Annotated in this window: 7 protein-coding genes and 2 pseudogenes; 4 read left to right on the plus strand and 5 right to left on the minus strand. The window is 67.1% G+C overall.

What is annotated here, in order from left to right:
* Nucleotides 1–318: alpha-hydroxy-acid oxidizing protein (locus tag BAY1663_RS20175; RefSeq protein WP_037044271.1), on the minus strand; the 318-nt coding region annotated here is incomplete at its 3' end.
* 136 nt (nucleotides 319–454) lie between these two features.
* On the opposite strand from BAY1663_RS20175, the pseudogene BAY1663_RS20180 reads away from it, so the two are divergent.
* The 4 genes and pseudogenes from BAY1663_RS20180 (at nucleotide 455) to selO (ending at nucleotide 9121) form a co-directional block, all read left to right on the plus strand.
* Nucleotides 455–2271, plus strand: a pseudogene (locus BAY1663_RS20180) (acyl-CoA dehydrogenase).
* A 135-nt stretch (nucleotides 2272–2406) separates the two neighbouring features.
* The gene (locus BAY1663_RS20185) at nucleotides 2407–4152 is read left to right on the plus strand and encodes a potassium/proton antiporter (protein WP_037044274.1); all 1746 of its coding nucleotides are present in this window, start codon (nucleotides 2407–2409) and stop codon (nucleotides 4150–4152) included.
* A gap of 124 nt (nucleotides 4153–4276) precedes the next feature.
* Nucleotides 4277–7569: pseudogene (mscK, locus tag BAY1663_RS20190) on the plus strand (mechanosensitive channel MscK).
* Between the two features lie 91 nt (nucleotides 7570–7660).
* The gene (gene selO / locus BAY1663_RS20195) at nucleotides 7661–9121 is read left to right on the plus strand and encodes a protein adenylyltransferase SelO (protein WP_037044277.1); all 1461 of its coding nucleotides are present in this window, start codon (nucleotides 7661–7663) and stop codon (nucleotides 9119–9121) included.
* A gap of 113 nt (nucleotides 9122–9234) precedes the next feature.
* Here selO and BAY1663_RS20200 read toward each other — a convergent pair whose 3' ends face one another.
* The 4 genes from BAY1663_RS20200 to BAY1663_RS20215 all read right to left on the minus strand — a co-directional run.
* Nucleotides 9235–10428, minus strand: a complete 1194-nt coding sequence (locus tag BAY1663_RS20200) for a hybrid sensor histidine kinase/response regulator (RefSeq protein ID WP_037044279.1) — start codon at nucleotides 10426–10428, stop codon at nucleotides 9235–9237.
* A gap of 2 nt (nucleotides 10429–10430) precedes the next feature.
* On the minus strand, nucleotides 10431–11033 hold the full coding sequence (locus BAY1663_RS20205) for a chemotaxis protein CheB (RefSeq protein WP_037044281.1): 603 nt from the start codon (nucleotides 11031–11033) through the stop codon (nucleotides 10431–10433).
* Nucleotides 11030–11848, minus strand: a complete 819-nt coding sequence (locus BAY1663_RS20210) for a protein-glutamate O-methyltransferase CheR (RefSeq protein ID WP_037044284.1) — start codon at nucleotides 11846–11848, stop codon at nucleotides 11030–11032. The genes BAY1663_RS20205 and BAY1663_RS20210 overlap by 4 nt, the downstream gene beginning before the upstream one ends.
* Nucleotide 11849: 1 nt before the next feature.
* Nucleotides 11850–13105, minus strand: a 1256-nt coding sequence (locus tag BAY1663_RS20215) for a response regulator (RefSeq protein ID WP_037044286.1), incomplete at its 5' end; no start/stop codon positions are given.

A 13105-nucleotide genomic window follows, 5' to 3' on the forward strand; every position in this document is an offset into this window, starting at 1 on the left:
GCCGGATTCCAGCGCCACGCGCTGCGAGCCCACGGCCAGGGCGATACGCAATTCCTGCGCGGCTTCGGCCAGGTGCCGGTTGATCGCCGCCGCCCGCCGCGCGCCGCCGGTCATCGAGCTGATCAGCAGCGGCGCGGCCAGCGGCCGGCCGAACAGCTGCGTCGAGAGGTCCACCGCATCCAGGTCCAGTTCCGGCAGGGCGCAGTGCTCGAAACGCCAGGCATCGAAGCCGCTGGGCGACGGGCGGCGCTCATGAGCCGGGTCGAGGACGATGTCCAGGTGGTCGTTCTTGCGTGTCGTCAGCTCGTTCTCGGCCATGCTCGTGCCCCCTCTACTGCCATGCCCGCAGGATGCCAGAAGATGCGCGGTTTTATGCACTATCACCCGAATGTATGGAGCTAGGCAGCGGCGCCGCCGCTCCTTAGACTCGAACGCATAAAAACGGAGGTTGACCATGACCGAGACCCTGCTCTGCCCGCGCAATCTGGCGTTCGAACTCTACGAGGTGCTCGATGCCGAGGCCCTGACCCGCCGCGCGCGCTTCGCCGATCACAACCGCGAGACCTTCGATGCCGCCCTCGGCACCGCGCGCAACCTCGCCGAGAAGTACTTCGCCCCGCACAACCGCAAATCCGACGAGCACGAACCGGTCTACCGCAACGGCGAGGCGCTGCTGATCCCCGAGGTCAAGCCGGCGGTGGACGCCTTCATCGCGGCCGGCTTCCACAACGCCCAGCGCAGCTTCGAGGACGGCGGCATGCAGCTGCCGAACCTGCTGTCGCGGGCCTGCTTCGCGCATTTCCAGTCGGCCAACATCGCCACCAGCTCCTATCCGATGCTGAGCATGGGCGCCGCGCACCTGATCGAGACCTTCGGCAGCGACGAACAGAAGCGCCGCTTCCTGCAACCGATGATAGAGGGCCGCTTCTTCGGCACCATGGCGCTCACCGAGCCGCATGCCGGCTCCTCGCTGTCGGACATCCGCACCCGTGCCGAGCCGGCCGGCGACGGCAGCTACCGCATCCGCGGCAACAAGATCTTCATTTCCGGCGGCGACCACGCGCTGTCGGAGAACATCGTGCACATGGTGCTGGCCAAGTTGCCGGACGCGCCGCCCGGGGTGAAGGGCATCAGCCTGTTCATCGTGCCGAAATTCCTGGTCAACGACGACGGCAGCCTCGGCCCGCGCAACGACGTGCTGCTGGCCGGGCTGTTCCACAAGATGGGCTGGCGCGGCACCACCAGCACCGCGCTGAACTTCGGTGACAATGCGGGGGGCGACAACGGCGGGTGCGTCGGCTACCTGGTGGGCGAGCCGCACAAGGGCCTGGTCTACATGTTCCAGATGATGAACGAGGCGCGCATCGGCGTCGGCATGGGCGCGATCATGCTCGGCTACGCCGGCTACCTCTATTCGCTGAACTACGCCCGCGAGCGCCCGCAGGGCCGGCTGCCGGACGGCAAGGACCCGACCTCGGCGCAGGTGCCGATCATCGAGCACACCGATGTCAGGCGCATGCTGCTGATGCAGAAGGCCTATGTCGAAGGCGCCTTCGACCTGGGCCTCTACGCGGCGCGCCTGGTAGACGACCAGCACAGCGCCGAGAGCGAGCAAGAACGTCGCGACGCCGGCGAACTGCTCGACCTGCTGACGCCGATCGTCAAGTCCTGGCCCTCGGAGTTCTGCCTCAAGGCCAACGAGCTGGCGATCCAGGTGCTCGGCGGCCACGGCTACACCCGCGAATACCCGGTGGAGCAGTACTACCGCGACAACCGCCTCAACCCGATCCACGAGGCACCCACGGCATCCAGTCGCAGGACCTGCTCGGCCGCAAGCTGATGCAGAACCAGGGCGCCGGCCTGCGCCAGCTGCTCGGGCTGATCCAGGCCAGTTGCCGGCGCGCCGCCGAGCACGCTGCGCTGAGCGCGCTGCGCGAGCCGCTGGAACGGCACGTCGCCCGCCTCGCCGAAGTGACCCAGGCACTGCTCGGCGACCTCGCCGCCGGCCAGGTGAACCAGGCGCTGGCCAACTCGGCGTTGTATCTAAAAGTGTTCGGCCATGCGGTGATCGGCTGGCGCTGGCTGGAGCAGGCGCTGCGCGCCGAGCGCGGGCTGGCCGAAGGCAATCCGGCCGACGCCGACTTCTACCGCGGCAAGCTGCAGGCCGCGCGCTACTTCCTGACCTGGGAAGTGCCCGCCTGCCAGCACGAACTGGCCTTGCTGCACAGCCGCGACGACACCTGCCTCGCCATGCGCGACGCCTGGTTCTAGAGCCTCGCCATCGCCGCCAGACACGCCCCGCGCTGGCGGGGCGCTTTTTTGACAGCCCGTCAAATCGTCAGGTTAGAATCGCTGGCATATCGCATGCATGAATGCGAAGGCAGCTTCCTCTAACGGAGATTTCATTTGGACGTCGGCAGCATCAACCACCTGTTCTTTATCGGTGCCCTGTTGGTTGCTGCCAGCATCCTGATGAGTTCGCTGTCGACCCGTCTCGGCGTGCCGATCCTGGTCATCTTCCTTGCCGTGGGCATGCTCGCCGGGGTCGACGGCATCGGCGGCATCGTCTTCGAGGACTACCAGCTGGCCTTCGTCATCAGCAACCTGGCGCTGGCGGTGATTCTCCTCGACGGCGGCATGCGCACGCGCACGACGACCTTCCGCGTCGCGCTCAAGCCAGCCTTCTCGCTAGCCACCCTGGGCGTGGCGATCACCTCGGGGCTGACCGGGCTGGCGGCCGCCTGGCTGTTCGAGCTGCCGCTGCTGCAGGGCCTGCTGATCGGCGCCATCGTCGGCTCCACCGACGCCGCCGTGGTGTTCAACCTGCTCAACGGCAAGGGCCTCAACGAACGGGTCGGCTCGACCCTGGAAATCGAATCGGGCAGCAACGATCCGATGGCGATGTTCCTCACCGTCGCCCTGATCGACATGCTCCTCGCCGGGCGCACCACCTTCGGCTGGGACTTCCTGCTCAGCCTGGTCCAGCAATTCGGCATCGGCACCCTGCTCGGCCTGGGTGGCGGCTGGCTGCTGCTGCAGCTGATCAACCGGCTGTCGGTGGCCGACGGCCTCTACCCGCTGCTGGCGGTCGCCGGCGGGCTGATGATCTTCGCCCTCTCCGGCGCCATCGGCGGCAGCGGCATCCTGGCGATCTATGTCTGCGGGCTGCTGCTGGGCAACCGTCCGATCCGCAACCGCCACGGCATCCTGCATATGTTCGACGGCCTGGCCTGGCTCAGCCAGATCGGCATGTTCCTGGTGCTTGGCCTGCTGCTGACACCCAGCGAACTGCTGCCGATCGCCCTTCCGGCGCTGGCGCTGTCGCTGTGGATGATCCTCTTCGCCCGGCCGCTGGCGGTGTTCGTCAGCCTGCTGCCGTTTCGCAGCTTCCATCTGCGCGAACGGCTGTTCATCTCCTGGATCGGCCTGCGCGGCGCGGTGCCGGTGATTCTCGCGGTATTCCCACTGATGGCCGGGCTGGAGAACGCCCAGCTGTTCTTCAACGTGGCGTTCTTCATCGTGCTGGTGTCGCTGCTGCTGCAGGGCTCGACGCTGGCCTGGGCGGCGAGGAAGGCCAAGGTGGAAGTCCCGCCCTCGCCCTCGCCGATCTCCCGCGCCGGCCTGCAGATTCACGCCACCAGCCAGTGGGAACTGTTCGTCTACCGCCTGGGTGCCGGCAAATGGTGCATCGGCGCCGCGCTGCGCGAGCTGAAGATGCCGCCCGGCACCCGCATCGCCGCCCTGTTTCGCGGCCGCGAGCTGCTCCACCCGTCCGGCAGCACCCGCCTGCAGGCCAACGACATCCTCTGCGTGATCGGCCACGACGAAGACCTCCCGGCACTCGGCAAGCTGTTCAGCCAGGCGCCCAAGCGCGGCCAGGACCTGCGTTTCTTCGGCGACTTCATTCTCGAGGCCGACGCCCAGCTGAGCGCCATCGCCGCGCTCTACGGGCTCAAGCTGGGCGATGTCGACGGCGCGCAGACGATCGGCGCCTTCATGGCCGAACGCGTCGGCGGCCGCCCGGTGGTCGGGGACCAGGTCGAATGGAACGGGCTGACCTGGACCGTGGCGGCGATGGACGCCGGCGAGGTGCGCAAGGTCGGCCTGAAGTTTCCCGAGGGCGACAAGCCCGGCCCGCAGCTGCTGTTCTAGCGGCGCAACGGGCGCATCTGCCAGTGGCGCCCGGCGGCCGCGTGGCCCGACCTGCGGACTCGCGCTCGGCCGGCGCAGCCCGTAGACTCCGCACTTCTTCGTCATCCGCGTACCCGCTGCCTCCATGTCACTCCTGCGCACCCTGTTGCTCGCAACGTTCTGCCTGCTCGCCGGTCCCCTGCACGCCCAACCGCTGGACAGCCTGACCGGCACCCCGCCCGCCACCGAGGGCGAGGCGAAATCCGCACAGGTCCCGCTTGCCGAGCAGACCCAGAACCTGCTCCAGCAGACCGAGGCCAGCACTACGCGCCTGGAGGAACTGAAGACACTGCTGGCGCAGGCGCCGAGGGAGATCGCCGATGCCCAGCGCGAACTGGCCAGGCTCAAGGCCAGCCCGGCGGAAGATCCCGCCCAGCGCTATGCCAGGCAATCGGTCGAGGCCCTGGAGCAACGCCTGAGTGCACGGGTCGACGAGCTGTCCGAGTGGCAGAAGCAGCTCAGCGCCGCCAACAGCATGATCATCTCGGCGCAGACCCGCCCCGAACGCGCGCAGGCGCAGATCGGCACGGCGCAGACGCGCATCCAGGACGTCAACAACCTGCTCAAGAGCGGCCGCGAATCGGGCAAGCCGCTGAGCGAGGAACGCCGCGCCCTGCTGGAAGCGGAGATCGGCTCGCTCAACGCGCAGATCGAACTGCGCCGCCAGGAACTGGCCGGCAACGGCCTGCTGCAGGACCTGGGCAAGAGCCGCCGCGACCTGCTGGCCGAACGCATCGCCCGCGCCGAGCAGGAAACCCAGGCGCTGCAGGGCCTGATCAACGAGAAACGCCGCGCCGAATCGGAACAGACCGTGGCCGAACTCTCGGCGCGGGTGCAGCAGGCCGGCTCGGACAAGCTGCTCGCCGCCGAAAGCGCCGAGAACCTCAAGCTTTCCGACTACCTGCTGCGCGCCACCGAACGGCTGAACCGGCTCAACCAGCAGAACCTGCAGACCCGCCAGCAGCTCGATACGCTCAACCAGACCGACCAGGCGCTGGAAGAACAGATCTCCGTGCTCGAGGGCAGCCTGCTGCTGTCGCGCATCCTCTACCAGCAGAAGCAGGCGTTGCCGAGCCTGCAGCTGGACAAGAACCTCGCCGACGACATCGCCGACATCCGCCTCTACCAGTTCGAACTCAACCAGCGCCGCGAAACCGCGGGCAACCCCGGCGCCTATGTCGAGCAGTTGCTGGCGCGGCAGAAGCAGGAGGACGTCACCCCCGAGCTGCGGCGGACGCTGCTGGAACTGATCAATACCCGCAGCGAACTGCTCGACCGCCTCAACCGCGAACTGGACGCGCTGCTCAACGCCTCGATCACCCTGCAGCTGAACCAGAAACAGCTGCAGGACACCGCGCGCGCGCTCAGCGACACCCTGGACGAGCAGATGTTCTGGATTCCCAGCAACAGGCCGCTGGATCACAACTGGCTGCAGGGCGCGCCGCAGCGGCTGAAGGCCCAACTGGCGGCGATGCCCTGGCTCTCGGCCGTGCAGGAGCTCGGCGCCGGCCTCAAGGAGCGCCCGCTGTTCTTCCTGCCGCTATTGCTGCTGATCGCCGCCCTGTTCTGGTGGCGCAACAAGATCGACGCCAAGCTCAGCGCCCTGAGCGGCGAGATCGGTCATTTCCGTAACGACAGCCAGTTGCATACGCCGCTGGCGCTGCTGCTCAACCTGCTGCTGGCGCTGCCCGGCGCGCTGTTCCTGGCGCTGTGCGGCTACCTGCTGCAGATGGACGCGCGCGGACAGAACTACGTCCTCGGCGCCGCACTGTTCGAGATGGCCCAGGCCTGGCTGGTGTTCTACAGCGCCTACCGCATGCTGTCGCCGGGGCGCGTGGCCGAGGTGCACTTCGGCTGGTCGCGCCCGCAGGTCGCCTTCCTGCGCAACGAAATCCGCCGCCTGGGCATGAGCGTGGTGGCCCTGGTCGCCGTCGTCAGCGTGGCCGAACACCAGCCGGCACGGCTGGCCGACGACGTGCTGGGCATCCTCGTGGTGCTGACCTGCTTCGCGCTGATGAGCTGGCGCCTCAACCGCCTGCTGCTCAAGGGCCCGTCGAGCCAGAATGCGCCACCGCTACGGCTGATGATCGGCCTGCTGTTCAGCCTGCTGCCACTGGCACTGATCGTCGCCGTGGGCTTCGGCTACTACTACACCGCGCTGAAACTCACCGACCGGCTGATCGACACGCTCTACCTGCTGATGATCTGGATCGTCGTCGAAGCCGCGCTGGTACGCGGCCTGACCGTGGCGGCGCGGCGCCTGGCCTACAAGCGCGCACTGGCCAAGCGCCAGGCGCAGGCCGACGAGACCGGCGACGCGCTGGAGCTCCAGGGCGAGCCGGGGCTGGATATCGAGCAGGTCAACCAGCAGTCGCTGCGCCTGACCCGGATGGCCATGTTCGGCCTGTTCCTGGTGGCGCTGTACTGGGTCTGGTCGGACCTGATCTCGGTGGTCTCCTACCTGGACAACATCACCCTCTACGAATACACCAGCGGCAGTGGCGAGACCCTGACCACCTCGCGATCAGCCTGAACAACCTGCTCGGCGCGCTGCTGATCATCGCCATCACCGCGGCGCTGGCACGCAACCTGCCGGGCCTGCTGGAAGTCATGGTGCTGTCCAAGCTGCGCCTGGCGCAGGGCAGCGCCTATGCCACCACCACGCTGCTGTCCTACGCGCTGGCCGGCTTCGGCATCGTCGCCACGCTGTCGACCCTCGGCGTCAGCTGGGACAAGCTGCAGTGGCTGGTGGCGGCGCTCTCGGTGGGCCTGGGTTTCGGCCTGCAGGAGATCTTCGCCAACTTCATCTCCGGCCTGATCATCCTCTTCGAGCGGCCGGTGCGCATCGGCGACGTGGTGACCATCGGCAACCTGTCCGGCACGGTCAGCCGCATCCGCATCCGCGCCACCACCATCACCGATTTCGACCGCAAGGACATCATCGTTCCGAACAAGACCTTCATCACCGGCCAGCTGATCAACTGGTCGCTGAGCGACACCGTGACCCGGGTGACGCTCAAGGTCGGCGTCGCCTACGGCTCGGACCTGGACGCGGTGCGCCGGCTGCTGCTGCAGGCGGCGCGGGACAACCCGCGGGTGCTCAAGGAGCCGGAACCGCAGGTGCTGTTCCTCAACTTCGGCGAGAGCACGCTGGACCACGAGCTGCGCATCCACGTGCGCGACCTCGGCGACCGCAACCCGGCCACCGACGAGATCAACCGCTTCATCGACCGCGAATTCAACAAGGCCGGCATCAACATCGCCTTCCGCAAGGTCGACGTGTTCCTGAAGAACTTCGCCGGCCAGCAGCTGCAGCTCAGCGCGAGCACCAGGCCCGCCGACGACGGGGCGAAGCCGGCGGCTGGCGACCAGGCCTGAGGAACACCCAGGCGCCTCGCGGCCTCCAACGTCCTGAACGGGCCCGGCCTCGGCCGGGCTATCCTTGCCTGCATGCCGTGCCGGAGGCGACTTGAAAACCCTGACCCAGCTCCGCTTCGACAACCGCTTCGCCCGCCTCGGCGACACCTTCTCCACCCAGGTGTCGCCGCAGCCGCTGGACACGCCGCGGCTGGTGGTGGCCAGCGAAGCGGCGATGGCGCTGCTCGACCTGGACCCGGCCGAGGCGCAGCAACCGCTGTTCGCCGAACTGTTCTCCGGGCACAAGATCTGGTCCACCGCCGAGCCGCGCGCCATGGTCTATTCCGGCCACCAGTTCGGCAGCTACAACCCGCAGCTGGGCGACGGCCGCGGGCTGCTACTCGGGGAGGTGGTCAACGACGCCGGCGAGCACTGGGACCTGCACCTCAAGGGCGCCGGCAAGACGCCCTACTCACGCATGGGCGACGGCCGCGCGGTGCTGCGCTCGTCGATCCGCGAGTTCCTCGCCAGCGAACACCTGCATGCGCTGGGCATCCCCAGCTCGCGCGCGCTGTGCGTCATCGGCTCGGACACCCCGGTCTACCGCGAGCGCCAGGAGCGCGGCGCCATGCTGCTGCGCCTGGCACCCAGCCACGTGCGCTTCGGCCACTTCGAATTCTTCTACTACACCCGCCAGCACGACGCGCTGAAGCGCCTGCTCGAGCATGTCGCCGAGGCGCATTTCCCCGAGCTGCTGGAGCATCCCGAGCCCTACCACGCGCTGTTCCGCCAGGTGCTCGAACGCACCGCCGCGCTGATCGCGCGCTGGCAGGCCTACGGCTTCTGCCACGGGGTGATGAACACCGACAACATGTCGATCCTCGGCATCACCTTCGACTTCGGCCCCTACGCGCTGCTCGACGATTTCGACGCGCGCTTCATCTGCAACCATTCCGACGACACGGGCCGCTACTCCTTCGAGAACCAGGTGCCCATCGCCCACTGGAACCTCGCCGCACTGGCCCAGGCACTGACGCCCTTCGTCGAGGTGACCGCCCTGCGCCAGACGATGGAGCTGTTCCTGCCGCTGTACCAGGCCGAATGGCTGGACCTGATGCGCCGGCGGCTGGGCTTCGCCCGGGCCGAGGACGGTGACGAAGCGCTGGTGCGCCGCCTGCTGCAGTTGATGCAGGGCAGCGCGGTGGACTACACGAACTTCTTCCGTGAGCTGAGCGAGAATCCGCCCGGGCAGGCCTTGCGCCGGCTGCGCGAGGACTTCGTCGATCTGCAGGGCTTCGACGCCTGGGCGCAGGACTACCAGGCCCGGATCGGCCGCGAGGGCGACGAAACGGGCGAGCGCCAGGCGCGGATGCAGGCGGTCAACCCGAAGTACATCCTGCGCAACTACCTGGCGCAGCAGGCCATCGAGGCGGCGGAACGGGGCGACTACGGCCCGGTGCGCGAACTGCACGCGGTACTTTCGCGCCCCTTCGACGAACAGCCCGGCATGCAGCGCTACGCCGAACGGCCACCGGAATGGGGCAAGCATCTGGAGATCAGCTGTTCGTCCTAGGCCACCAGGGCAGCTGCAAGCTGGCAGACCTTCGGCCTGCAATCGCCGCGGGGTCGCGCCTCCCACAGGTTCGAGTGGATGCCTGCTGCTTTTGTGGGAGGCCCGCTACGACCCTAACCCTCGCCCAGCGGCAACAGCACCCGGAACAGCGAGCCCCGGCCCTCCTCGCTCTCCACTTGGATGCGCCCGCCGTGCGCCTTGACGATCTGGTCGGCGATGAACAGGCCGAGCCCCAGCCCGGCGCTGCCTTCGCTGCCTTCGGCGCGCTCGAACTGGCAGAAGATGCGCGCCAGGCTCTTCGAGCTGATGCCGATACCCTGGTCACGCACCTCGATGCAGGCGCCCTCCGGGCAGGGCGCGACGCTGACCCGAACCGGCTGGCCGGCACCGTAGCGCATGGCGTTGGTCAGCAGGTTGGCCAGTACCTGCTCGATGCGGAACTCATCCCACACGCCGACGATCGGCTCGCTGCGCTCCAGCTGCAGCTGGCAGCCCTTGGCCTCCATCTGCGCGGCGAAGCTCTCGACGACGTTGCCGACCAACTGCGCCAGGTCGAAGCGCGAGGGGCGAATCGACAGCTTGCCGGTGCGAATGCGCGAGACGTCGAGCATGTCGTCGATCAGGCGGATCAGGCTCTGGATCTGCCGCTCGTCCTTGTCCACCATGCCGCGCAGCTTGCTCTCGTCGAACGCGGCGAGGTTGTTGCGGCTCAGCTGCAGCTTGCGCAACTGCACCTCGAGAATCAGCGTGTTCAGCGGCGTCTTCAACTCATGGGAGACGACCGACATGAAGTCGTCGCGCATGCGCACGGCGTTCTCCAGTTCCGCCTTGGTATTGCGCAGCTCGTCGAGCAGCACTTCCTGCTCGCGTCGGCTCTCCTCCAGCGCCTCGAGCTGGCGCGCCAGGCGCTTGCGACTGCGGTACAGGTCGACGAACACGCTGACCTTGCTGCGCACCGCATGGGCATCCAGCGGCTTGTGCATGAAGTCCACGGCGCCGCTCTCGTAGCCCTTGAAGGCATAGTCGAGTTCGCGGCCGGCGGCGCTGACGAAGACGATGGGGATCTGCTTGGTGCGCTCGGTGCCGCGCATCAGCTCGGCCAGTTGGAAACCGTCCATACCGGGCATCTGCACATCGAGAATGGCCAGGGCGAACTCGTGGCGCAGCAACAGCTCCAGCGCCTGTTCGGCCGATTCGGCCTGGTGCACATGAACGCCGGGGGCCTGGAGCAATGCGTCCAGCGCCAGCAGGTTCTCCGGCAGGTCGTCGACGATCAGCAGGTTCACCTCGTCGGTACGATCGGGCATGGTCACTCCAGTTCTTGCAACAATCGATGGATATCGCGCAGGGGCAGAATATGGTCCGGCGCGAAGCGCTGGAGCGCAGCACGGGGCATGGTCGGTACCGCCGCTTCGGCAGGGTCCTGGACAACGGTCAGCCCGCCACTGCAGTGAATCGCCTCGAGGCCGGCGGCGCCGTCCTCGTTGGCGCCGGTGAGCAGGACCCCCGCCAGGTTCGGCCCCCAGGCGTCGGCCGCGGATTCGAACAGCACGTCGATGGAAGGCCGCGAGAAATTCACCGCATCGTCCTGGCTCAGCGACAGGCTGTGATCGCTTTCGACCAACAGATGGTAGCCGGGCGCGGCAAAATACACCGTGCCGCCGCACACCGCTTCCTTGTCGTCGACTTCCTTGACCGTCATCGCGGTCTTGCGCTGGAAGATCTCGGCCAGGTGCGTCGGCCCTTGGGCCGACACGTGCTGGACCACCAGCAGCGGCAGACGGAAACCGGCAGGCAGGCCATGCAGCACGACACTCAGCGCCTCCAGGCCGCCGGCCGAGGTGCCGATCACCACGGCGTCGACCGGAGGCTGGCGCTTACCGCGCAAGATGGTCCGCGCAACGCTGCTCATAGCTTGCGGAAGATCCTTTCCTGTTTGTCGAACGCTTCGTAGAGCCCGGCGTAAGACGAGAACTCGACGGTTTCCTTGCAGCCCATGCCGAGAAATCCGCGGTGGCAGAGCGACTCGTGGAACAGGCCGAAGGCGCGATCCTGCAGCGGCTTGTTGAAGTAGATCAGCACGTTGCGGCAGGAGATCAGCTGGGTCTCGGAAAACACGCTGTCCGTGGCCAGGCTGTGATCGGCGAAAGTGACCTTTTCCTTCAGCGACTTGTCCATGATCGCCGAGTCGTAGGCGGCCGTGTAGTAATCGGAGAAGCTGCGCTTGCCACCGGCCTGCTGGTAATTGGCGGTGTACTGGCGCAGGTGTTCGATGGCGAAGATGCCCTGGCGCGCCTGCTCCAGCGAGCGCGGGTTGATGTCGGTGGCATAGATGAGCGAGCGCTCGAGCAGGCCCTCCTCCTGCAGCAGGATGGCCATCGAGTAGACCTCTTCGCCAGTGCTGCAGCCGGCGATCCAGATCTTCAGCGAGGGATAGGTGCGCAGCACCGGCACCACCTGCTCGCGCAGCGCGCGGTAGTAACCGGGGTCGCGAAACATCTCGCTGACCGGGATGGTCAGGTACTGCAGCAGGTCCATGAAGACCTGGGCGTCGTAGAGGATCCTGCGCTGCAGCGCGGAGATGCTGTCGCAGTCCATTTGCTTCAGTGCCAGCAGCACCCGGCGCTTGAGCGAGGCTCTGGAGTAGTCGCGGAAATCGTAGCTGTACTTGAGGTAGATCGCCTCGATCAGCAGCTTGAGTTCGATTTCGACGTTGCGGTCGGGCATGTCACAGCAGCTCCACTTTCGGCAGCCAGACGCGGATCAGCGAGAACAGGCGGTCGAGGTCGATGGGTTTGGCCAGGTAGTCGTTGGCACCGGCGCGCAGGCAGCGCTCCTGGTCGTCCCTCATGGCCTTGGCCGTGACGGCGATGATCGGCAGCTTGGCGAAGCGCGCGTCCTTGCGGATTTCCTGCATGGCGGTGAAGCCGTCCATTTCCGGCATCATGATGTCCATCAGCACCAGATCGATGTCGCTGTCGTGCTGCAGCCTGTCGATCGCCTCCAGGCCGTTGCGCGCGATCTCCACCAGGGCACCCTTGTGCTCCAGCGCGCTGGTCAGGGCGAAGACGTTGCGCACGTCGTCGTCGACCACCAGGATCTTGCGCCCTTCGAATGCCTTCTCGCGGCTGCGCGCGCTCTTGAGCATCTTCTGCCGCTCCGGCGGCATGTCCGACTCGACCTTGTGCAGGAACAGCGTGACCTCGTCGAGCAGGCGCTCCGGCGAGCGCGCCCCCTTGATGATGATCGAGCGCGAGTACTTGAGCAGCGCCGCCTCCTCGTCGCGGGTGAGGTTGCGCCCGGTGTAGACGATCACCGGCGGGAAGGAGCAGATGTCCTCCTTGGCCATGCGTTCGAGCAGTTCGCTGCCGTCCATGTCCGGCAGCTTGAGGTCGATGATCATGCAGTCGAACACGGTGCTGCGCAGCAGCTCGAGCGCCTGCTCGCCGAACTCCACGGCAGTGATCTCGATGTCGACGTCCTCGATCAGCCGCGACATGCTCTCGCGCTGGCGAGCGTCGTCTTCCACCAGCAGGATGCGCTTGACCTTCTGCACCAGCTTGGCCTCCAGGCGGCCGAACACCGCCTTGAGTTCGTCGCGGGTCGCCGGCTTCATGGCGTAGCCCACCGCGCCCATCTGCAGCGCGGCCTCCCTACGGTCCTCGACGGATACCACGTGCACCGGTATGTGCCGGGTCGTCGGGTTTTCCTTGAGACGCTCGAGCACGGTCAGGCCGGAATGGTCGGGCAGGCGCATGTCGAGCAGGATCGCGTCGGGCTTGTACTGGGCCGCGGTGTCGAAGCCGTCGTCGGCGTTCTGCGCGATCAGGCAGCTGAACCGCAGCTCATGGGCGAGATCGCGCAGGATCCTGGCGAACTGCGGCTCGTCCTCGATCACCAGCACGCAGCGCTCCTTGAACGGCAGGTCGTCGCGATCGTCGGGCAAGCGCGCGACCGCGGGCACGGTGCGCGACGCCGCCGGCG

Origin of the sequence: Pseudomonas sp. BAY1663 (assembly GCF_000582595.1) — a bacterium.
Classification (GTDB): domain Bacteria; phylum Pseudomonadota; class Gammaproteobacteria; order Pseudomonadales; family Pseudomonadaceae; genus Stutzerimonas; species Stutzerimonas stutzeri_AF.

Bases quoted from the DNA above. Each gene is read 5' to 3' on its own strand.
- BAY1663_RS20200 (WP_037044279.1), bottom strand. From the start codon at position 10,428: ATGCCCGATCGTACCGACGAGGTGAACCTGCTGATCGTCGACGACCTG.
- BAY1663_RS20205 (WP_037044281.1), bottom strand. From the start codon at position 11,033: ATGAGCAGCGTTGCGCGGACCATCTTGCGCGGTAAGCGCCAGCCTCCG.
- BAY1663_RS20210 (WP_037044284.1), bottom strand. From the start codon at position 11,848: ATGCCCGACCGCAACGTCGAAATCGAACTCAAGCTGCTGATCGAGGCG.